General features: G+C 44.6%; 15 protein-coding genes and 1 pseudogene. 9 read left to right on the top strand and 7 right to left on the bottom strand.

Annotation, left to right across the window (positions count from 1 at the left end; translation table 11 throughout):
- Positions 1-97: 97 nt before the first annotated feature.
- From ftsZ to AABW11_RS05170, 4 genes are all read left to right on the top strand, one after another.
- The gene (ftsZ, locus tag AABW11_RS05185; protein ID WP_340103725.1) at positions 98-1,426 is read left to right on the top strand and encodes a cell division protein FtsZ; all 1,329 of its coding nucleotides are present in this window, start codon (positions 98-100) and stop codon (positions 1,424-1,426) included.
- 1,231 nt (positions 1,427-2,657) lie between these two features.
- Positions 2,658-3,548, top strand: a complete 891-nt coding sequence (locus tag AABW11_RS05180; protein WP_340103724.1) for a T9SS type A sorting domain-containing protein — start codon at positions 2,658-2,660, stop codon at positions 3,546-3,548.
- Positions 3,545-4,507 carry a T9SS type A sorting domain-containing protein gene (locus AABW11_RS05175; RefSeq protein ID WP_340103723.1) on the top strand — a complete coding sequence of 321 codons (963 nt, stop codon included), beginning with the start codon at positions 3,545-3,547 and terminating at the stop codon, positions 4,505-4,507. Before AABW11_RS05180 ends, AABW11_RS05175 begins: the two co-directional genes overlap by 4 nt.
- Before the next feature lie 13 nt (positions 4,508-4,520).
- Complete coding sequence (locus AABW11_RS05170) at positions 4,521-7,817, top strand: T9SS type A sorting domain-containing protein (RefSeq protein ID WP_340103722.1); 3,297 nt, start codon at positions 4,521-4,523, stop codon at positions 7,815-7,817.
- Positions 7,818-8,497: 680 nt separating this feature from the next.
- Here the strand turns inward: AABW11_RS05170 and AABW11_RS05165 are convergent.
- Both AABW11_RS05165 and ettA read right to left on the bottom strand, forming a co-directional pair.
- Positions 8,498-9,745 carry a DUF819 family protein gene (locus tag AABW11_RS05165; protein ID WP_340103721.1) on the bottom strand — a complete coding sequence of 416 codons (1,248 nt, stop codon included), beginning with the start codon at positions 9,743-9,745 and terminating at the stop codon, positions 8,498-8,500.
- 541 nt (positions 9,746-10,286) lie between these two features.
- Entirely contained in the window at positions 10,287-11,960 is a 1,674-nt protein-coding gene (ettA, locus tag AABW11_RS05160; protein WP_340103720.1) for an energy-dependent translational throttle protein EttA, read from the bottom strand.
- Between the two features lie 227 nt (positions 11,961-12,187).
- On the opposite strand from ettA, the gene AABW11_RS05155 reads away from it, so the two are divergent.
- The 5 genes from AABW11_RS05155 to AABW11_RS05135 all read left to right on the top strand — a co-directional run bounded on the left by AABW11_RS05155 (position 12,188) and on the right by AABW11_RS05135 (position 18,025).
- Entirely contained in the window at positions 12,188-13,183 is a 996-nt protein-coding gene (locus AABW11_RS05155) for an isoaspartyl peptidase/L-asparaginase family protein (RefSeq protein WP_340103719.1), read from the top strand.
- Positions 13,184-13,465: 282 nt separating this feature from the next.
- Entirely contained in the window at positions 13,466-14,281 is an 816-nt protein-coding gene (locus AABW11_RS05150; RefSeq protein WP_340103718.1) for an alpha/beta hydrolase, read from the top strand.
- The gene (locus AABW11_RS05145) at positions 14,278-15,291 is read left to right on the top strand and encodes a sulfite exporter TauE/SafE family protein (protein ID WP_340103717.1); all 1,014 of its coding nucleotides are present in this window, start codon (positions 14,278-14,280) and stop codon (positions 15,289-15,291) included. Before AABW11_RS05150 ends, AABW11_RS05145 begins: the two co-directional genes overlap by 4 nt.
- A gap of 219 nt (positions 15,292-15,510) precedes the next feature.
- Complete coding sequence (locus tag AABW11_RS05140; RefSeq protein WP_340103716.1) at positions 15,511-15,777, top strand: T9SS type A sorting domain-containing protein; 267 nt, start codon at positions 15,511-15,513, stop codon at positions 15,775-15,777.
- 550 nt (positions 15,778-16,327) lie between these two features.
- Positions 16,328-18,025, top strand: a complete 1,698-nt coding sequence (locus AABW11_RS05135; RefSeq protein WP_340103715.1) for an Ig-like domain-containing protein — start codon at positions 16,328-16,330, stop codon at positions 18,023-18,025.
- Between the two features lie 179 nt (positions 18,026-18,204).
- Here the strand turns inward: AABW11_RS05135 and AABW11_RS05130 are convergent, their stop codons facing one another.
- The 5 genes and pseudogenes from AABW11_RS05130 to ppsA form a co-directional block, all read right to left on the bottom strand.
- Entirely contained in the window at positions 18,205-18,723 is a 519-nt protein-coding gene (locus AABW11_RS05130) for a hypothetical protein (protein ID WP_340103714.1), read from the bottom strand.
- A 365-nt stretch (positions 18,724-19,088) separates the two neighbouring features.
- A complete protein-coding gene (locus tag AABW11_RS05125; protein WP_340103713.1) occupies positions 19,089-19,292 on the bottom strand; it encodes a BspA family leucine-rich repeat surface protein in 204 nt (67 codons plus the stop codon).
- Between the two features lie 326 nt (positions 19,293-19,618).
- Positions 19,619-21,001 carry a magnesium transporter gene (gene mgtE, locus AABW11_RS05120; RefSeq protein ID WP_340103712.1) on the bottom strand — a complete coding sequence of 461 codons (1,383 nt, stop codon included), beginning with the start codon at positions 20,999-21,001 and terminating at the stop codon, positions 19,619-19,621.
- 200 nt (positions 21,002-21,201) lie between these two features.
- A pseudogene (locus AABW11_RS20090) lies at positions 21,202-21,423 on the bottom strand (cation-transporting P-type ATPase); the annotation flags it as partial.
- Between the two features lie 207 nt (positions 21,424-21,630).
- Positions 21,631-24,066: a phosphoenolpyruvate synthase gene (gene ppsA, locus AABW11_RS05115; protein WP_340103711.1), complete on the bottom strand. Its 2,436-nt coding sequence runs from the start codon at positions 24,064-24,066 to the stop codon at positions 21,631-21,633.
- Between the last annotated feature and the right edge of the window lie 50 nt (positions 24,067-24,116).

Genomic DNA, 24,116 nt, shown 5'->3' with positions numbered 1-24,116 from the left:
TCCGGGTACAGCGAAAACGGGCCAAAAATATCGGTCCAAACTAACAACCAACAGCAATCTACAGAATAACAATTAGCAATCTTAAAGGAGTAATCAAATGAAAAACTTAACACCAAGCTTTAGCTTTGACGAACAAGGTCAGGATAATGCAAAGATAAAAGTGATCGGCGTTGGCGGCGGCGGAGGAAATGCCGTTAACAACATGATCAACAAAGGATTAGACAGTGTAGAATACATCGCACTGAATACCGATTCACAGGCACTTAAAAGTAACCGTGCCGACCTGGCAATCCAGGTTGGAGCCAACCTTACGAGCGGCCTAGGTGCTGGCGCACGACCCGAAATCGGACGCGAGGCTGTTGAAGAAAACCGCCACGATCTTGATGAAGCGGTCGACTCGGCCGACATGATATTTATTACTGCCGGGATGGGTGGTGGTACAGGTACCGGTGGTGCCCCTGTGGTAGCCGGCATCGCCAAGCGAAAAGGAATTTTGACCGTTGGTATCGTGACTACACCTTTCAAAGTAGAAGGGAAAGTACGCATGAAATATGCCCTTGAAGGCATCACCGAGCTTAAGAAAAACTGTGATACAGTGATCGTCATCCCCAACGAGCGGCTGCTCGACATATCGGACGAAAACACGACGCTTGTTGATGCTTTCGAGATGGCCAACGAAGTGCTTTACAACGCAACGCGCGGAATATCCGATCTGATTCTAATGCCGGGTCTCATCAACCTTGACTTTGCTGATGTGCGCACCACAATGATTGATGGTGGCGCGGCTATTATGGGATCTGCCACAGCCAGTGGCCCCGACCGTGCTGAAATTGCAGCACGCGAGGCAATCAACTCTCCCCTGCTTGATGGAGTAAGTATTCGCGGCGCGCGTAATGTGCTCGTGAATATCTCGGCCGGCAAGGAGCTTGGGATGCGCGAGACAACAACGGCCACCAGCATTATTCAGCAGGAAGCCGGTGATGATGCTGAGATCATACTCGGTACTGTTCTGGATGAATCTTTTGATGAAGAGATGCGGGTGACCGTGATCGCAACAGGATTTGACCTGAGCGATGACCAGACAAAAGCGAAAATTGCACCTAAATCTGAGTCAGATTCAAAATCCAAATCATCCGGTATGGGCAACCTGCCAAAAGCAAGCCAGGTTGGCCGCAGCTACAACAGAGGTGACGGGCCATTTTATAAAGGCGAAGGAAACCTGAAAGATCTGGATCAGCCGGCCATTCACAGACGTGAGCTCAAGTATATCCGGTCGAATGAAGACAGAGATGAGGAAAATAACGAGTCGGACTACAACAGGAAACGCCGGGAAGCCAGCGGCAATACGCTGCTAAATGATCGCGAGGAAAAGATCGATAAACGCGACAGCGATCAGCCGGCATTCCTTCGAAAAATCATGGATTGATGATGATTCTGTAGTGTTGCTAAAAACTTAAAAACGAATATAGATGGGTTCGCTAAACCCATGCTATAGATTGCTAAATCAAAAAGGGGTTCCTTTGAACGGGAGCTCCTTTTCTATTTTTGGAGGTCCGGTCCACACCTGTTGTCGGCCGTTTTGATGGAGATCTTAAAAGAGATGTATTCTTTGAGTGGGTTCAAGACAGGGTTGATTTCCTTCCCTAACGAGCCACTTATGCCCCGTCGCTTCTCTACCACCGATGTTATTTTGATAAACTTCGACCCAAATCTAATCTACGATTTATAAGATTCTCAATTTTCGATTTCCGATCTACAGCCTCTCCCCTCCGGGCCACACTTGGTCCCGATTCCTCGGGGGGGAACAGACAAACAAAAGAGCGCAAAGCGAGGCTTTTGGTGGTCAGGGTGGGTTCCCGTCCAACCTCGGATTGTGTTGAATGGTTACGAGTATGATCCTAAAATCTAAGCTACCTTACAGATTTATCGCATCTAAAAAGGAAGGGGATAAGAAATCCCATCTTCAGAGGGGACAGACCAACGAAACGACGCGCAGCGTCAGTTTCGGGAGTCAGGGGTGTGTCCGGGGCTTTGCATGAAAAGCGGCGTTGTGCCATGGCTTCTGCCCCATCAACACACCCCTCGGTCTGAAAATTTGCATACCGCAGTTTTCAGATCCATTTCGAACCAAACCTGATCTAACGATTTGTAAGATTTTCGATTTGCAATTTCCGATCTAAAGCCTCTCCCCTCCAGCGGAGCGGGACAGACCAGCAAAAGATCGCAGCGCGAGACTTTTGATGATCAGAGGTGGATCAACCCAACCACCAACTCTGCCAGCAGTTCCGGAAAGCCCGGAACAGTCTTGCAGGTTGGGTCGGTCAATTTGTATCTATAACTGAAATCAATCACTCCGGAAAGAGGGCATGTTAGCAGGCTCTTTCATGATTTATCTTGTATGTTTTAAAAATATAAAGTATTTGATAATAGGATAGAATACACTTATCAGGCCAACAAGTAAAACCATATATGAGAGTACTATTTATAGTCTTAGTTGGCATATTATTAATTGAGGTGCAGGCAATAGTTCAAAACAAGTTAAGTGCAGTGGCACATACCAAATACTAATTCACGGATCAGATCTGCCAATCAGAACCTGAATCAATAAGAGCTAAACTTATATCGAGATTTTGATCAACAACCATAATAATGAGAACATGAAAAAATACATGGCACTTATAGTACTCACTCTGTTTTTGATTGTGAATGTGTTTTCACAGTCCGTTTCAACCGATGGGTTCATTAATTATAGTGAAGGAAATAAGTGGATGTATGAAAGCAGGAATTCTGATAAAGAACTTATCATAGAAATAAAGGACTGTACTGAAACAGATACTCTTAACACTTGTCAGGTTGAGAATTTTGGAGATTTAATTGTGCAAGAGGATTCTGTTTTTGCGACGGATTTTTTTGCAGATGCAGGAGCTTCAGGTAATGTTGGTGTTATTAAATATTATTTAGCCAATCATCCTATCGATTCAACATGGAATGCTTGTTGGGATTGTTATGGATATGGTAGTGAAGCCGTGATCTTTGACACTACACGTTATGATGTATTTGGAGAGGAAGTTGCTGTAAAGCATATCGCTATTAAAGAATTCTTGGAAGAAGACGATTCACTTGGTAACCCTGTTGTGCAGTTAGAAATTGCTGAAAAATATGGCATTTTGAGCATACAATATTATGAAGGCGATGCATTAGTATTGACTGGAGCTGTTATTGAAGGACAAGTATTTGGGAACTTAATCGTATCGAACGAAAGAGATATTCCAGTAGAGGAAGTACGGAACTTTTTCTTATCCAGTCCCTATCCAAACCCATTTAATCCAACGACAACTATATCTTATCAAATGGAGCAGCCCGGGCAGGTAACCATCAACTTATATACCATTACGGGGCAGTTGGTCAAAGAACTTTTGAATACATACAATACATCGGGGACCTATAGTTTTCAACTGAACGGGGGCAATCTGTCGAGCGGTATGTATATCCTGAGAGGGAGATTAGGAGAACAAACAGAATCAAGAACGATAACGCTGATAAAATGAATGAAATAACCAACATAATTTCAGTTTTATTTGTAGCTATACTGTGTGCTTTTAGCACACTACAGGCTCAAGACTCTATAAGAACTCCCTATTTTCCCTACCAAAGCGGCGATTTTTGGGTGAATGAGATTTATATAGCCGGACAATATGAAACGGATGAAAGAATTGACATCATATCAGATTCAGCTGCTCCAAATGGAGATTATGTTTTTACCGTTTCTTCTGATCGTGGCCAACCTGAAGAACTTATTTATAATTTTAAAATTGACTCTACAAATAATATCTATTCCGATTTGTGGTATGATAAAGGAGATTGGTTGAAAATATTTGATTTTTCTAAGAATGTTGGAGAAACCTGGATATTAGAGCAAGATTCTTTAACCCCTTCCCTTGTTCAATACGAACTTGCAGAGGTAATGCTGGAATATAAAAGTAAGATTTTTGGAGATTCAACAACAGTAAAAGAGGTTCGTTACGCCAGAACAGATAACAATTCTACAAGTACCCAAGAAGGATATGGACGGTTTTATGTATGGTGGTCTGAAAAGTTTGGAATGTTGGAAAAAAGATCTTTGGAATTACCAGGAATCGAACCAGTCCTCAAAGGAGCAAGAATTGGAAATACTATATATGGGGATACTACTGCGAACCTCCCCCCGGTAAGTATTGAGCCAGAACCTTCTGTAAATCCTCCACAATCGTTTCAATTAAGCAATTATCCAAATCCATTTAACAGTACTACCAATATTGTGATTAAAACAGAAACTCCTGGAAAGTTTTCCCTCGCCGTATATGATATAGTGGGCAGTAAGGTGACAGAAATTTTCAACAACAAAGCATTTGTCAGCGGTCGCCATACGATACCGTGGCAGGCCGGCAACCTGGCAACGGGCATATACTTTGTCCGGTTGAGCAGTCGGGGCGGAGTACAGGTACAAACCATAACTTACCTTAAATAAATGGGGAAACATCATGAAAACGATTAAGCTCTTAATACTTATAGTACTATTGCCGGCAGCAGTGGCAGTAGCACAGGAACCCGAGTTTATTTGTGGCACGGAAATGTCTGAAACACAAAACAAACAACTATTCAAACAATTGCTGCTTACCAATAACGACGGGCAGTTTTTAACCGCCAATGGCACGTTGAGAATATTGGTGGTATTTGCCGAGTTTGAAAACTACAATGAAGAAGATCAGTATGGAAGACCGGGAGGTTATTGGCCGGATGGTGGATTCCCTTCTTTTGTGGATTCGTATATCGATAGTACAGTAACGCAAAACTCGACCCACAAACGTAATATCACCAATTATTTTTCGCAGATGTCACAAGGTAGTTATAAAGTTATTGGCGATGTGAAAACTGTGCATGTTCCTAACAACTATGTGAATAATAGAAGCGGGGCCAATCAATGGGTACTAAATCATCTGGATAGCGAAGTTGATTACTCAGACTATGATAATTGGACAAAGAATGCCGATTTTATCCACACGAACAACCCCGATGGTATTGTAGATATGATCGTCATGATCTATAGAGGGTGGTCTGTCATGGGTTACGCTGGTGAGGCAAGTTTAGCTTTTAATTCTATTATGGTAGACAATGACTCTACAGAGATTAAAGGTCGATTTACTACTGCGTCAGGGCAGCCAACGATAGGCTCAGGAGTAACAGCCCAAGCCGTTACCAATAACAGCGAGTACGATATGATTTCGGTAACCCATGAAATAAGCCATTGGCTGTTAGGGCCGCATCCATATCAGGGAACTACAGTTATCAGCAGATATCCCTCCATGCTCCAGGGAAGCTGGTTTTACGCGTCCAGCACCAATGCGTATGAAGCAGAAAGATTGGGATGGATTACACCAACCGTTATAGATTCATCGATTGGGGATGTGAGCGGACTTGAACTGGATGATTTTTTAACCACCGGTGATGCGGTTAAAATAAAGGTTACAGGTGGTGGTTCAGATGAATATTATCTGCTGGAGAATCGGCAGCATGTAAGTATCTATGACAATGCTACACAAAATAGTTCGGATAATGGATTATTTATCCATCATGTCAGGGGACATTATTCTTCCAGCCATGATGATCTGCGGATGCTGCCGTCATTTGGAAATTGGGACTGGACGACAGGCGGCACAACAACGGTTAGTGGTACCACGGTTTCAATCATGGAAAAGGATGACCCCAATCGTTCAGGATTATCATACCACGAACCTTTGCCAGGTGTTTCAGGAGATGAATGGATGCATGCTTATAGAGATGAACAAAATAATCTTTTCACTGGTGGCATTTTCAGAGGAAAGGATGTCATTAGTAGCTATAATGTGAATAATATGCCTTTGTTTGCAGCAAATACTAATCCACATTCATTAACCTGGTCAGGTGCGCCAACAGATATAGCTGTTAAAGTGGTTAATGAAGATCAGGGTAAAATTACGGTGGATACATATATGAACTACGACCCCTACACCATCACCGAAAATACCACGTGGGACGGGCAGATTTTCCTGGATCAGAATACAAAAGTAGAGAATAATGCCAAGCTGACGATTTTGCCGGGTACCACCGTGAATATGGCAGAAAATGTCCAATTGGATATTCGTGCCGGGCAGGGAGGGACGCTCATTTCCGAAGGGACTGAACAGGACCCCATTCGATTTCTGCGCACCGATACAACCAAAGCCTGGAAAACGATCTACCTGAACAGCAGTGCTGGCAACAGCATCAAATGGACACTGTTTGATGGTGGAGAGACCAACCTAACCATCGCCTCTCAAAATAATGTGATTGAAAATAGCACCTTTCGAAATGCCACCTATAGAAATATCGATAGCTGGCACAACAATGACGGCAGCGGGAATTCCAGCGCCACCCTCTCCCACGTACTTATCGAAGACGGTGCCACCGTGGGACTTGTGGCTCAATATATTGATTTGGATATCAGCAACACTACCATTCAGGATAATGCTCAGGCGGGGATTTACATCACGTCGGCGTCCGTATATCCCTTCCACCATAATGAAGTCATCAATAACGGAGGCTCCTACCGCGATGGTGTGGAAGTGATGAGCAGCGGGACATTTTATATGCATGATGATAATCTTGAAGGTGGATATAATGTGATATCCGACAATGCGGATGATCAGGTGTCCGGATCTGGAGATATATCCGTTGGCTTCACCTATCCAGCAAGTGATGGGGGGTATAATAGCATGCAAGGAGATTTTTCCGGCAGCTCCTATCTTGTTAGTAATACGAGCAGTACGACAGTTATGGCAGAGCGGGTATGGTGGGGACAAACCTATCCTCAGAGTTCCATGTTTTATGGCCCTGTTCAATTTGACATGCTGTTTCTTTCCAGCGATCCAACTACCGGAGAAAATCCAGGTTCAGGCGGGCAGTCGCCAGCGAAAGCATTGCCAAGTAAGGAAGGCGAGGTGCTGCCATTAGCGGACGTGTACGATCAACTCGAAAGGGATCTTGAAAAAGCAGAAACGGACCAACAAATTCGGGATGGGCTCCACCGTCTGTACCAGGTGGCCTGGCTGGCGAAAGAAGAAAGCCCGGAATTGACCGACCGTTTTCGGGAATTGGCAATACAGTCAGCCTCAGGAAATTATCCACTGTTCGAATCGGCACGCCACAACAAAACCATGCAACACGCGGCTACTCTGCTCTACGCCAAAAGCTATCTCCGCGACGGTGAGTATGAAATCGCCTCCGAGTGGATGAGAGAAACCGATGGAACCATCCTTGAGGCAACAGACCGCCGGGACTGGCTCCATGTAGAGATGGACCTCTTACGGCATAAAGGAGAGTACGAGCAGGCACTGGGAAAACTTGAAGAACTGTACGCTTACGAACAGTCCCGCAGCGTGGATCTTGACTTGCTAAAGGGCGACTATGCGCCCATTGAACAGGATTTAGCTATTCGTATGGGCGGGGATAATTCAATGATTCGGGATGAAGTAGCGAAAGCCTCATCAACTACTTCAAGCCAAGAGCTTGTGTTGGAAAACTATCCTAATCCATTCAATCCTACAACGCAAATCCGCTTCACACTTCCTGAACAAAGCCAGGTGTCGCTGGTGGTCTATGATATGCTGGGTCGGGAAGTGGCCAACTTGGTTAACGATCTACTGCCCGCCGGAGAACAAACTGTCCGCTTCGATGCTTCCAACTTGGCTAACGGTGTTTACATTTACCGTCTAAATGCCAACAAACAGGAACGATTTCGGATGATGACGCTGATTAAATAAAGTGCATGGCGTAAGTACATTCAAATCGTTAAGTTTAATCTAACGATTAGTGAGATTGGCAATTTGCGATTTTTGATCTTATTCCTCTCTCCTCCGGGCCATACTTGGTTCCGATTCCTCGGGGAGGACACAGACAAACAAAAGAACGCAACGCGAGGCTTTTGGTGGTCAGGGTGGGTTCCCGTCCAACCTCGGATTGTGTTGAATGGTTACGAGTATGATCCTAAAATCTAAGCTACCTTACAGATTTATCGCATCTAAAAAGGAAGGGTATAAGAAATCCCATCTTCAGAGGGGACAGACTAACGAAACGACGCGCAGCATCAGTTTCGGGAGTCAGGGGTGTGTTTCGGGACTTTGCATGAACAGCGGCGTGGTGCCACGGCTCCTGCCCCATCTACACACCCCTCAGTTTGAAAATCTGCGTTCCGCATTTTTTAAATCCTTTTCCCCTCTCGGAGAAGGGATTTCAGATGCCTTCATTTAATCGCGTGATAAGATCATTAAATCGCTAAGTCGCTAAATCCCATTAATCCAAAATTATTCAACAGAGAAACTATTTTAAGAATCAAACCCAATATGATTTAGCAATGTTTGAGATATCCGATCTTCGATCAAACGCCTCTCACCTCCATGCAGCGTGTCTTTCGCTGGAGGGAGGCGAGAACGAGAGGTGTGGGTTACATCGCAGAAATAGCCTCCATCATCAGCGCACAGGCCCAGGCCCCGTACGTTCCCAGTGCATAGCCAAATACGGCGAGTAAGACGCCCACAGGTGCCAGAGCGGGATGAAATGCAGAGGCTACGATTGGAGCTGAAGCAGCACCACCTACGTTTGCCTGACTTCCGACGGCTATAAAGAAAAGCGGCGCTTTAATAATCTTTCCAACCAGCAGCAGAACGCTTACATGAATTAAAATCCAGACGGCCCCAATCACGAAATAACCGGGAGCATCTAGCATGGACGCGATATTCATTTTCATTCCGATTGTCATCACCAAAATATAGAGAAAGAGGCTTCCCACTTTAGACGCACCGGCTCCTTCGAGCTTACGAACGTTAGTGAAGGATAATATCAACCCGCCTGTGGTGGCCACAATCACAATCCAGAAGAATGATGAATCCAGGCTCATTCGGGTTAGTTGCGGAGAGTTTGCTTTTACCCATGGACCAATTGCATCACCTGCGACATGCCCCAATGCTACGAGGACAAAAGCAACGGCTCCAATTTTGGCTAAATCAGTCAGTGTCGGGACTCGTGCAATGTTTGCCTGGTAGTCCGCAATTTTATTCTTCAGCTCAGTAATTGCAGATGCATCCGCTTTAAACCAGGCATCTACTTTTTCAGAAATACCGGCGCCATACAGAAGAAATGCCAGCCATATGTTTGCCACGATAATATCCACGGTCACCATCGCTCCGAACAGATCGGTACTCGGTTCAAACACTTCCAGCATCGCGGTCTGATTGGCTCCTCCCCCAATCCAGCTTCCGGCAACCGTGGCCAGTCCCCGCCACACTTCATCAGGCCCGGTTCCGCCAACAATATCAGGACTGATGGTGCCGACAATCAGCAGCGCAATAGGCCCGCCAATCATAATGCTTATGGTTCCCGCCAGGAACATAATCACGGCTTTGGGTCCCAGGTTAATGATTCCTTTGAGGTCAATGCTCAGAGTTAGCAGCACCAAACTGGCCGGCAGCAAATACCTCGACGCCATAAAGTATAAATTGGATTCCTCTTCAGATACAATTCCAAACGTGGTGAGCAGTGATGGAATGAAGTAACACAAAAGCAGTGCCGGAACAAACTTATAAAACTTTTGCCATTTGGGATTATCGCTATTTGATGTTGCAAAAATCCCGGCAAGAATTGCCATCAAAATTCCAAAAGTAACCGCATCATTGGTAATGAGTGCTGAATCCATGAATAAGTTGTCTGAAACTAAATGTTAATTTTGTTGAGGATACGAAATTACCGGGAAATGAACAGGTATAGAATTGATGAGATAGGAGATAACAGATAAGAGATTTTAGACATGAGATTTCCTCCCCTCCGGCGGCTACACTTGGTCCCGATTCCTCGGAGAGCTGACAGAAGCAGCCGCGTTCGCAACAAACACTTCTTTGGAGCAACGGCTCTTCAGGTGCCGGCTTTTTCGGCACTCCGACACATCGGAGGATGGGTCACATTCAACCACCAACTCTGCCAGCAGTTCCGAAGTGCACGGAACAGTCTTGCAGGTTGGTTTGTCCTTAAAAACCCACCTCTGACTCGTCGCTGACCTGCCTTCGGCAGACGCTTTGGAGGCTGTCTCCTCCCGATAGGAGAGGCTTACATTCAGATCATTAAACCTTAAAAATCTTGTGATTTAGCGATTTGTAAGATTTCCGATATCCGATTTAACGCCTCTCCCCTCCATAGCGCGTGCTTTTGCGCGTTAGGGAGGGGAGAACGAGTGGGGTGAGTCACTCCCGCATCAGTTTCTTATATTGAATCCGCTCGGGCTGATCTTCAGAAATCCCCAGCCGCTCGCGGCGGTTCTCTTCATACTCCTGGTAATTGCCTTCAAACCACTTCACCTGGCTATTGCCCTCAAATGCTAGAATGTGAGTAGCCACGCGGTCGAGGAACCACCTGTCATGCGAAATCACAACCACGCAGCCCGCAAAATCAAGGATCGCTTCTTCAAGAGCACGCAGCGTGTTTACATCAAGATCATTTGTCGGCTCATCAAGCAGCAGTACGTTGCTTCCCTCCTTCAGCATCTTGGCCAGGTGCACGCGGTTGCGCTCCCCGCCGGAAATTTCCGATACTTTCTTCTGCTGATCGCTCCCGCTGAAGTTAAACCGGGCCACGTAGGCACGCGAGTTCACTTCACGGTCACCCAGTTTTACAAAATCGTTGCCCCCGGAAATAGCTTCCCAGATCGTTTTATCCGGATCAAGCGGTCGTTTTTGGTCTACATATCCAAGCTCTACGGTCTCCCCAATCTCAAGTGATCCATCATCAGGTGTCTCTTCACCCGTGATCATCTTGAACAGCGTGGTTTTACCTGCACCGTTCGGGCCAATCACACCAACGATGCCACCTGGAGGAAGACTAAATTCCATATCTTCAACGAGCAGTTTATCCTCAAATCCTTTCTTAACGCCTTTAGCCTCAATCACTTTATCACCCAGGCGCGGTCCGGCCGGAATAAATATCTCCATCTCTTCGCGCTGTTTCTTGCGCTCTTCAGAGAGCAACTCTTCGTACGAATTGATACGGGCCTTGCTTTTCTTGCGGCGCCCTTTTGGATTTTGCTGAATCCACTCAAGCTCCTGCTGAAGCGTTTTTTGTCGTTTCGACTCCTCTTTCTCTTCCTGCTCAAGCCGCTTTTTCTTTTGGCCCAGCCACGAGCTATAGTTCCCCTCAAACGGAATGCCTTCGCCGCGATCGAGTTCAAGAATCCAGCCAGCCACGTTGTCGAGGAAATACCGATCGTGAGTAACGGCAATAACGGTTCCCTCATACCGCGCAAGGTGCTGTTCCAGCCAGCCCACCGATTCGGCATCGAGATGGTTGGTCGGCTCATCAAGCAGCAGCACATCCGGCTTTTTCAGCAGCAACCGGCAAAGAGCCACGCGACGACGTTCACCGCCTGACAGATTCTCTACAGATGCATCACCGGGCGGGCACCGCAGGGCATCCATTGCCTGTTTCAGCTTGCTGTCAATATCCCACGCGCCAATCTGGTCGATCTTCTCCTGCAGCTTCGATTGCTTTTCAATCAGTGCATCAAAATCGGCATCAGGATCACTGAACTGTTCGTTGATTGATTCATATTCTTTAAGCAGATCCATCGTATCCTGTACGCCCTCTTCCACGATATCGCGAACAGTCTTTGTCTCATCCAGCTTCGGTTCCTGGCTGAGGTAGCCAAATGTTGTTTTCTTTTGGCGGGAAATCTCCCCGATGTAATCATCGTCAAGGCCGGCAATGATTTTGAGAAGTGTACTTTTACCGGCTCCGTTCAGGCCCAAAACGCCAATTTTGGCACCATAATAAAATGAAAGATAGATATCGTTTAGTACGCGTTTGTTGGGCTTGTAAACTTTACTGACCCCAACCATCGAAAAAATTATTTTTTGATCACTCAATAGACTGGACTTTAAAATGGTTTGATAGAATTTAGCTCGTAAAATACAAAGATTGCAGCGATTCTTAGAATGGCATTTTTCTATTTACGATGAATTTATAAGCATCTTTAACGAAAAACAGCAAGCAACTGATATCCAACGAAATAGGAAAAATTCAGATCTATTGTTACTTTCTCAGGAATAAATACTCAAATGCGACAAAATCTGTCAAATTACACACAGACCCAATGACAACAAGAAAAGACTTTTTCAAACTCGGACTTTTAGGTTCTACCTTATTGATCCCCGATGCCTTCAAAAAAGCAACACGGCTTTTCCCCGGACCTGGTTTCTCAGTCCGTGAGAAACCACTCATACTCTCCACATGGAATCACGGCATTGCCGCCAATGCACGCGCATGGGAAGTTCTTGGTAGTGGCGGATCTATCCTGGATGCCGTGGAGCAGGGTGTGAGAGTCACAGAAAATGATGAAACAAACCGTTCTGTAGGTCTTGCCGGGCATCCTGATCGTGACGGGATCGTCACACTTGATGCATCCATCATGAAAGGCAATGGTGACTGCGGGTCCGTGGCATTTGTGAGGCGTATTAAACACCCGATTACGCTGGCTCGAAAAGTGATGGAAAATACGCCGCATATCATGTTGGCCGGCGAGGGCGCACAGCAGTTTGCCGTATCTGAAGGAATGCCACTTGAAGATGAGAAGCTCCATCCTGATGCAAAGAATGCCTACGAAAAATGGCTGGAAGAAGCCGAATACAAGCCCGTCATCAACATAGAAAATCACGATACAATCGGCATGATCGGTCTCGATGGCGATGGAAACCTCGCGGGTTCCTGCACCACAAGCGGCCTCTCCTATAAAATGCACGGACGAGTGGGCGACAGTCCGATTATCGGTGCGGGATTGTATGTGGATCAAAAGTCGGGAGCCGCTACAGCAACGGGAATGGGAGAATCCATCATCAAAATATGCGGCAGTTTTCTGGCCGTTGAACTGATGCGCCAGGGCCGGTCACCGCAGGAAGCCTGCGATGAGGTTGTACGGCGGCTAATTGAAAAGAATCGCGGCCAGATTGATGACATTCAGGCTGGATTTATTGCCATGAATACCGAGGGCGACTATGGCGCTGCAGCTGTCCGTCCGGGCTTTAATTTTGCCCGGCATACATCAGGCGGAAATGAAATGGTGGATTCGAGCAATTATTTCAGCGAGCGATAATTAATTTCTTAACGTACTCGACTGATCTGACCAACTAGTGTTAAGTCAACTATGAGATGTCGTATGCAACCTGTCAGCACCTACCGGATCTGACAGCGTTGGTTTTATCCCGACCGCTGTCGGGACGGCAAAGCACCGGGAATACTGTCAGGTCTTTATTCGACAAATAAGAATTGACATAACACTGGTATTGTACGGTAAAATACATTGAGACATAACAGCGAATGGTGCATCCATATTTTTGATTCATATGGCGGGTATACTCAAAACACCAAACTTGCTATGAAGCTATCAACTCTATTTTTGTCATTACTATTTCTTTCAGCCTGCACCACCATTGAAATCAACGAGGACGACGCGTTCGACAATCACCGGACCGTTAAGCCTGAATCGTTTAGCAATGACAACCTCACGCTTATTCAGCAAACCATAGAAACCGGCGACGGCGTAACTCTCGATACCTGGCAGCTGACCCGACAAGATGCCCGTGCTACAGTGCTCTATTTTGGCGGAAACGGATTTTTGATGGTGAAATCTCAGCCATTGATAGAGGCATACTCTACAATGCCTGTCAACCTGGTGTTGTTTGATTATCGCGGATATGGTTTAAGTTCGGGCGAACCCAGCGTGGAAGGTATTCAAACCGATGCCCGGGCCATGATTGACGTTGCTCAGAATCTTTCCGAAGAGTACCAGACGCCGCTCTATGTTCATGGCCACTCTATGGGATCGTTCTTATCAACTTACACTGCTGAACGAAACGATCTTGCCGGCTACATCCTTGAAAGCCCAATCTCCGAAGTGGAGAGCTGGACAAAAAAAGTAGTACCCTGGCTTCTGAGGCCGTTTGTCCGGTTTGATATTGATCCGGCCATTGCGTCACAAAATAATCGTAAACGCGTGTCGTCAATAGCCACTCCATTGCTTATCATTGGCGGTACAGAAGATAATATCACCCCATTTGATATGGCTGAGGAGCTATACAATGAATCAGCTTCATCAGATAAGGGACTAATAACTATTGAGGGCGGGAACCACAATGATCTTCCCTATTTTGATAACTACGCTATCGGTATCGAATCATTTCTGTTTGAATGAAAAATGAAGCCCCCGGAATCGACATTTCTGTCAGAAACACCAAGAATCCATCTTTATTGCTCTACTGGATCACCGCATTGGTGATTGTTTCTGCATGGGCAATAGCCATGCAAATACTCCAATGGTGGCCAATGTTCGCGGAAACCTGGCCCATCTCGCTCACCATGGTATTGGGATCATTCATTGCGGGAGCTACATCCGAAGGCGGCGGTGCCGTTGCATTTCCCGTGTTCACAAAGCTGTTTGATATCGAGCCTGCCGATGCCAAGGTCTTCTCATTCTTTATTCAGTCGATGGGCATGACCATGGCCGGGCTGTTCATTTATCTCAAAAAAATACCGGTTCTATGGAATGTCATAGGCACGGCTTTATGCGCCGGAATTGGCGGGCTCATCATCGGCGAGCTATTCCTGGTCATTCCAAACCCCTACCCTAAACTTCTTTTCACGTTTATCGCCGGTATTTTTGCTTTTTTCCTGATTTACAACCGATGGGGTATTCCCAATAATCCGGAAATGTCGTTCCGGTTTAATCACAGCAAAGATTTTATCATCATTCTCACCACTGGTTTTCTTGGCGGACTTGTGGCATCAGTAGTAGGTGTGGGAATCGATATGCTCATCTTCATTGTCCTGACACTGCTGTACGGTATCGATGAAAAAATCAGCACGCCAACCACAGTTGTGTTAATGGGACTATTGTCCGTGGCCGGGTTCATCTGGCATGCGGGAATCACGACTGATGTAAATCCCGATGTGTGGCGATACTGGATGAGCTGCGTTCCGATTGTCATTTTCGGTGCTCCGCTCGGTGCCTGGGTCTGCAGCAAAATTGGCCGCGATCAGCTCATCTGGTTTCTGCTGTTTTTAATTGCGATTGAGGTTGCCAGCACATTGTGGATTATCCCGATTACGCCAGACAGGATAGCCATATTGGCCGTGCTTGTTGTTTGTACGTCACTCCTCTTTTACGGCTTGGTTCGGTATCGAAGGATCAATGACGGATTTTGAGGGTATATTAGGAATTAGAGATAATTGATGTGGCGTTATAAGATTGGATTTATATGTGAGATCTAACCTATTGGAAAAAATGTTTAATGATTATTAATAATGTACCCTATGTTCTAAAGCAAAACTCTACCCAAAAATCAACGGACTTATTGTTCTTACCCCCACTCCACCTGTTCCTTCTTTTCCAATGCACAAGGTGCTGTTGGCAATACAGAACATATGATAAAGGTGGCTGAAGCGTCCACAACCATCTTCAAAGGAGGTGCTTTTTCGGATCTTCCCGTTCAGTTCGAACTCTTCCAAAACTATCCAAACCCGTTCAACCCGTCAACAACTATTAACTTCGCGCTGCCTGAGCAGTCTGATGTAACCATTCGGATTTATGATGTGATGGGCCGGCGTATAGCTACGCTGATGGATGAAAACCGCCTGGCTGGGTATCACAATGTGGTGTGGGATGCGAGACGTGTGGCAAGCGAAACGTAAACGTACTTTTATAGAATTAAGGCTAGCGAATTTACGGCTGTAAAGCAGCTGGCGCTACTAAAATGAGGTTCTTTTATAGTCATTTAGAGCTCCTAATTTTGACTGGAAGCAAAGCAACACCGCTTGAGAGTTTACGTCGGTGAAGAAATTGACACCAGTGAAATGAATAGTTGACACATAAAAAAATAAATGTAGTCGTAAACCCTGGAATTTTTACCAGAGATTGAGCTAAATGAAATCAAAACTAAGCATATCCAGCAAATATATACAGGATTTTTTATTTAACTGAACTTCATTAGATGAAATTTAAATTTCTCGATACCAATACATTGAAGTTAAATTTATTGATCTATATAATAGAATTAAAGATGAATATTAAATTATACTAATTCATATTTATTAAATAATTCCATTCATTTGTCTAGGAGTGATAATATAGAAATATGTCTAAGTCAATTACTCTTTTAAATTACTTTTTGCTGAAACTTGTAAAGCTTATTCGAGTGTTGGCTAAAGATTAATCAATCAATAATAACCATTGGGGAATATCATGAGAAACTTTAAACTTTCAAGCATAATACTAATTGCTTTAGGGCTTCTATATTTTACTGCTTGCGATAATACACTTAATAATGCACCTGAACTTGAAGATTCTCTCGAACTCTTTGCTGGACTGGAATTGATACCGGAAACTGAAAAGAGTACTGTAAAAATAAATAAAGGAACTGATCTGCATAAAGACGGCTACTTTAAGGTAAAAGTGGAAAACGTACTTCCAAATAAGCATATCCAAAATGTTGAGACCGAAGCCTGGTGCCTTGAGTGGAAAAAGCCACTTCGTGATAACAACGATATTCATACCGGTGTCAAGATGTTTGCAACAGGTAATAATGATAAGTGGAAACCATTGAACTATCTATTCAGCATTCGCCATGAGCTTCAGGCGAATGATCCTGATTTAACCTATCGGGAAATACAAGCAGTGGTTTGGTCCCTTGCCGGGTATATGAATATCGCTCCTGAATTTAACCTGGACAAGTTACCTGACAGTGAACTGCCAAGTCGTTTGAGAACAGATGGAACAGCTAACTTTAGTCGCGATAAAGCCAAAACCATAACTCAAAAAGTGCTTAGTGAATATTCTACGAGCACGACTATGGTGGGTGGATTTGCACTCCAGACCGCTGCGAATGAGCAGGATGTGATCATACCAGGCGATCCACAACCTGGTAATGATGTGGCAACAATATCATTGGACCCTGAAGAAGGTGAAGTAAAAGTATCCGAAACAATACAGTTGATTGCCACATTCTTTGATGCAGACGGTAATGAAGTTGGATGTGAAGATACCCAATGGAGCAGTGATGATGAGTCAATAGCTACGGTAGATTCCAATGGGGAAGTTTTCGGCGAAAATCAAGGTGAGGCAAATATTAGTGTTGAATGTGATGGAGTAACAGCAACATCCTCTATTACTGTTGAACGTGAAGATATACAAATTCCGGGAAGAGACATCATTGTTTTTAACGATGTAGAACCATTTGATCAAATCAGATTACGAAATCCAAATAACGTCAGTTTTATAAAAAATCTAATCAATTTTTCAACTACTGGCTCCAGGAATGATGGAGATACTGTTTTGTGGGATTGTGGACGTAATACAAGATTTAATGGCTGCACGTCGGGAAGACATATAAATGGAGCCCAAGAATTAATTAAAAATGAAGGTTATATATTTTCTACAATTAATTCATCTTCAGGAACTTTAGTTGATATTCCATCAAACGTTAAATCACTATGGTTGTGGCTTCCTACAGTTGCATATACCGTTGATGAAATTAATGCATTAAAACAATTTGCTGCGGAAGGCGGACGAATTGTATTTATTGGTGAATGGGATGGATTCTATGGGTCCCAAGGCCTTGCAGTTGAAAATCAGCTCTTGATAAATTTGGGTGCAGTGATGAGAAATGTGGGAAATCAAGTTGATTGTGGAAGCGTAGTACTGCCAGGGACTTCAATTAGGGAACATCCAATTACCGAGGATGTAACTAATCTGACAATAGGATGCGCTTCAGTAATTGAATTGGGTCCTGATGATTTCCCTCTTTTTTATGATACTACAAATAGATTTGTATTAGCAGGCGTTGCTAAGATAGAAACAGTACCAATTACTGAACTACAAAATGCTGTATCAAAAATAGCAATCACCCAATCTGGAAATACAATGTCGACTATGGGTGAATAAATTATTTAAAATCTATAAATACACTACAAATAGTATAAAGAGTGCTGACGAATATTTAAAAAAGGCTAAATCATTTTGATTTAGCCTTTTTTTTGATGGAATTCAGCTTAACAAACACAGTTTGAATCAGCATAAATGTTTGATTAGCCGAACTCAGATGTTTCCCTATTTCATCAGCGTCAGTTTCCGAAATGCTGTAAAAGAACCTTATTCGAGTTGGACCATGTAGATGCTGCTGGAGATGTTGCCGGCATAAAACTGAACCTGGTGGCTTCCCCCCGCATCATGCCGTCAACCAGGGTTACAAGATTACGTTCGAGCATATCGTAGATTTCTACTTTAACATGAGCTGACGTCGGCAGATCGTAGGGAATCATTGTGGCCGGGTTAAAGGGATTGGGATAGTTCTGCAAAAGCGCCGCAACCCTTGGGATTTCATCCTTGGGCTGATTGGATGTTACCGTGCCCACTTCAAAACTCCAGACAGCACTCCAGCTGTTGGTTTCTCCATTTCCATGAGAACAAACAAGCCGGTAGTAGGGTGAGCCGACTTCATGTTTAATCACCTCAAAAGTTGTCTCGGGTATGGAATCAGCTTCAGCCACAATCATCAAAAACTCATCATCAGCGGCAACCTCGAGTCTGTATACCTCCGCATGATCTGCGAATCTCCATTTCAGGGTTACAGGAAGCTCCACATCTACGGCAATATTGATGGGTAAATAAAGTTGCGGGATGGCAAGCGTACTCTTTGAGTCGTCACATTCTTCTGTATAAGAATCACCTTTTATGATCCAATTTGAGGCTTGCCCATCTGAATATCATGTGCATCGGAGCCTGCGCAGTAAGTCAGCCCGTCCGCTCCAAGTTTCACGTCACTTTGAACACCGCTGCTTTCTGCCAATGCCACCCAGCCGTTAATGGGGCATCTTAATTTTGCACAGACAGACCCGAATTTTCAAAGATTCTTGGCATTCTCGGCGTTTATGAAATATCCCATCCACTCAGATCCTGCTTGAACGACGTCGCATTTCGGAACACTCATGTCAAAGAAGTTACTCCGCTAATACCCACCCGCTAATATTTGTCTGAATGAGGTTGCACCTCTGAAAATGTCGGTGATTGAAACAAGGCTTTCCGTTTTCCAGCCGGACATATCCTGGTTGAACAATATCGAATTTTCAAGCATATCAGCCATTTGGATTACTTTTCTCACACCACAGTCACCAATGTCGCTTTTAAAAGCCCCGTCATGCATTTGATTCACAGAAGTGACTCCGCCGGATTGCTATGCTTTTGGATGATAACCACCCTGCCGGGTATCATAACATAGATTGGAACGGAGAAAATGTTTCCAGCGGTACATACATCTCGGATTCAGGCAGGTGAGTTTTCTTCGGTGAAGAAGCTTTCGCTATTGGGATGAGATTATTTTATTGATGTTTATTGTTTTGACAACAGTAAGATGCCGAAATCGAGTCAGGGTATAAGTCATCCATAGATATTATAGTAATCCAATGTGACTCAATTCTTCGAAAAACTCATCCGATGATCTTTCACAATTTCATCAAAAACACTACAAAAGAGAAGTTTTTAAAGCACAACACCGGTCAGTAAAAACACCGCAATCGAAAAATAGATTATAATACCCGTTACATCAACGAGTGTTGCAACAAATGGAGCAGACGTCACTGCCGGATCAAGTCCAACCTTTGACATAATGAAAGGCAGCATCGCTCCGCTAAAATTCCCAAACATTACAACTCCCACCAGGCTGGAACCAACAGTTAAGGCCTGCATAAAAACAGCGTATGAAAATACCTCACCTCGTAACACCATCCATGCAGAAATTACCACGGTACCCATAATTCCCAGTATTGACCCCAGTAATAAACCTGAAAGCAACTCCCTCTTTAAAACGGTCAGCCAATCTTTAAGTTTTATATCATCAGTGGAAATGGCCCTGATAATCAGGGTTGCGGCTTGCGACCCGGAGTTCCCGCCGCTTGAGATAATCATAGGAATAAAAAGTGCCAATACTGCAGCGGCAGCCAGTGTATCCTCAAATCCCGCCATTGCAGTTACTGTAAACATTTGTCCCATGAATAATAAAATGAGCCACCCCGCTCTTTTCCGAACCATTTCCACGATTTTGGTTTGGGAATAGTAGTTATCCAGAGCACTCATACCTGCCATCAGCTGCATATCTTCAGTTGTCTCCTCTTCGGCAACATCCAGAACATCATCAACCGTTACAATTCCAACCAAAACACCATCGCTGTCTAAAACCGGCAGAGCAACCCTGTCGTATTTGCTGAGCATTCGAACAGCCTCTTCCTGATCATCAAAAGCACTAAGTGCTTCAAATGATTTATCCATGATACTTTCAATAAGAGAGTCGGGATCCGCAACAATCAACTGATTCAGCTTTAAGTCATCAATCAGCCTTTCCTGTTCATTTACAACATAAATTACGTTGACCGTTTCAGCAATCCGGCCGTATTTACGGATATGATTAAAGCCCTCATCAATCGTCCAGTCTTCTCTTACTTTAACATAGTTGGTTGTCATTAAACGACCGACACTTTCAGGCGGGTAACCGAGAAGCCGCCTGACCTGGGCAATATTCTCGGGATCCATTGAGCTGAGCACTCTTTGAGTCAAATGGCCAGGAAGCTCCTCCATGAGTGAAACACGCTCATCAGGCTCAAGATTGTTCATTACATCACTCAGCTGCTGCCTGGAGAAAACTTCAAGAAGTTCAACACCCTTTCCTGAACTCAGATACGTAAATACATCAGCGGCTTTACTCTTTTTCAGAAGCCTGAACACCACTACGGCTACTTCCGGCTCCAGATCTTCGAGCAGCTCGGCAACATCAACTGCTGGTACATCATCCAAGATGTCTTTGAGCGTAATCCAGTCTTTCTTCTGGATCAGTTCATCTATTTCAGGTTTTAGTAATTGTGCAAGCATAAAGAACCTTTTTCTAAAGCTAAGTGCGTACTTTTTCGATTCAAAGAAACGAAGGTTTAGGTACAAAACACAATCAGAATTTCAGGCTGTTTTATGAATTGCGCCGAAATATTCAAAAACCAAAAGCGACAACCACCAGATTGTAAAATATTAGTGCCTGTTATGGAACTGTAAGGCTTGTTCAGTCGATAGCTAAATACTTATTCAGAGAGTACTTTGGTCTCTTGAATGTAACCAATTACGGCGTTAAATATCACCACGGCCATAATTACACCTGAATCGATATAATCCCTGAGAACCAGGGTGATAAAAGCTGCAAAGAGAAGAATATAGATCAGGGGATCTTTAAATTGATGAACCAGGATTTGCCAGCGGGTCAACCCTTCTTCCCTCTCAATTTTATTTAGTCCAAAGTGTGCAAGCCTCTGAGCCGCTTAATTATCGCCCAGCCCCTCTCTTAATGAACTTTTCAACTTATCCAGCAGCTCTTCTTCGGAAAAGCATACCAGATCTCAGGCTTTTTTAACTCCTCGTACCGCACTTGGTTGTTCTTGTTCATAATAGCTGGGTTACGTCATATAGAGACATCTTTTTGCCAGATTAAAAACTTATTGAAGTTTAGACTTACCTCAAACCAGGGGTAGTTTTTCTGATTGTTTTTCAGCCTCTGCGATTTTTTGCACAACCCCGACCACGCTGTCGGGCACTACGGATATCGAATCGATGCCACAATCAACGAGGAATTTTGCGTATTCAGTGTCATCACTTGGCGCCTGGCCGCAAAAGCCTACTTTGATCCCTCCTTTGTGCGCTCTTTCAATGACTTCTCGTATAACTGTCTTCATGGCCGGATCATTTTCATCAAACAGATGCGCCATCGAACCCGAATCCCGGTCAACACCGAGCACGAGCTGGGTCAGGTCGTTTGAGCCAATCGAGAAGCCATCGAACTTTTTGGCAAACTTTTCAGCTAGGATATAGTTGGATGGAATTTCGCACATCATAAAGATTTGAAGCCCGTTTTCACCCCGTTTCAAACCGTAATCAGCCATAACCTGCAGTACCTGGTCAGCTTCGTATAAAGTGCGGCAGAATGGAATCATCACAATCAGGTTCTCCAGTCCAATATCTTCCCTCACTTTTTTTAACGCACGGCATTCGAGCTCAAACCCTTCGCGGTAGTTGTCGCTGTAATATCGTGAGGCACCGCGCCACCCAAGCATCGGATTTTCCTCATGCGGCTCAAAATAGCTGCCGCCAATCAGTCCCGCATATTCATTCGTTTTAAAGTCACTCGTTCGTACTATCACGGGATGCGGGTGTTGCGATGCCGCAATTTTAGATATTCCACTTGCCAGCCGATCGATAAAGTACTCCTTCAGATCCCCATATCCGGCTGTCAGTTTCCTTATTTTCCGAATCTCGTCTTCATCTTCAATCCTCTCGGGGTGAACAAGCGCCATCGGGTGAATGCGGATGTGATTGCTTATGATGAACTCCATTCGTGCAAGTCCCACCCCTTTTACCGGCATTTTCCACCATTTAAATGCCGATTCAGGTGTTGCCAGGTTCAGCATTACAGAGGTTTTTGTATCGGGTAAAATTCCCAGGTCTATCTCTTCAACGCTGAACTGCAGCAGGCCTTTATAGATTTTACCCTCATCTCCCTCAGCGCTCGAAATAGTGATCTGCTCCTCCTCTTTCAGCGTCCTGGTCGCCTTGCCCGTTCCTACGACAGCAGGAATTCCCAGTTCCCGGCTTACGATTGCTGCGTGACAGGTACGGCCACCAAAATCGGTAACAATTCCCGCAGCATTTCTCAGGGCGGGAACCCAGTCGGGTTCTGTCATTTCGGTAACCAGTATAGTGTCACTGTCAATATTTGAGAGATCTGTTGTGTCATGTACGATTTTTACTTTTCCGCTTACAATCGTATTCCCCACGCTCAATCCCGTCAGTATCAGTTCGGGATCTTTCTCTTTAAGCGAATAGTTTTTAAAAGTCCCGTTGCTGTGCATAGAATGAATGGTTTCCGGCCGGGCCTGAACGATATACAGATCACCGGTCAGGTCGTCTTTTACCCATTCGATATCCATCGCCCGGCCATAGTGCTTTTCAATGATCACTCCCCATCTAGCCAGCTTCAGCACTTCGTCGTTGGTCAACACAAACGACTGGCGTTCTGAAATAGACGTGGGTATATTTTCAGTACTCCCCCCTTCATCTGAGGCATAAATCATCTTCACCTCTTTCGACCCAAGTACTCGCTCCAGTATGGGATTCTTGTGATGGTCATCGAGTGTTGGTTTAAACACATAGAACTGATCCGGGTTCACGGTCCCTTTCACCACATTTTCGCCTAACCCCCAGGAACCGTTAATAATCAATGCATTGGGAAAACCGGTTTCAGTATCCACGGTAAACATCACTCCTGAAGAACTATTATTAGCACGAACCATTTTTTGAATGCCCACGGAAAGTGCTACACTCATGTGGTCGAACCCCATTTTTTCACGGTAAGCTATCGCCCTGTTGGTGAACAGGGATGCGAAACAATTTTTACAGGCTGTTACCAGTGCTTCCCTGCCGCGTATGTTAAGGTAGGTTTCCTGTTGACCTGCAAAACTGGCATTAGGTAAATCTTCTGCCGTGGCACTGCTTCGGACCGCTACATCCACGTTGTAGAATTCATGATGATCCTGCAAATCGGGCATAAAATCCAGGCTCAGTTCACGATACGCCTGCTGGATACTTTCTGCCAGAGCGATTGGAAAGATGCTTTTTTGAAACAGCTGACGAATTGAACAGCCGGCTTCATCCAGCTTTATCATATTTGAATTATACTCATCGAGAATCTTTTCGATTCGTTCATCAAGGTTATTCGATTTTAAAAAATATCGATAGGCATCGGATGTAGTTGCAAATCCATCCGGAATATTCACTCCAAGTGGTTCAAGGTATCTTACCATTTCGCCAAGTGATGCGTTTTTCCCACCAACTTTTGGTACATCATCAATAGTCATTTCTGAAAACGGAATGATATATAGTGTTTGAAGTGATTTCATAACCTTTTGAATTAATCTTCAACCATAAATTAAGTACCGAAGTATCACCC

The organism is Rhodohalobacter sp. 8-1 (assembly GCF_038150125.1).
In the GTDB taxonomy this organism is placed as follows: Bacteria; Bacteroidota; Rhodothermia; order Balneolales; family Balneolaceae; genus SW132.
Note: the sequence above shows the minus strand (reverse complement) of the source record. Positions and strands in the feature narration are given on the sequence as shown.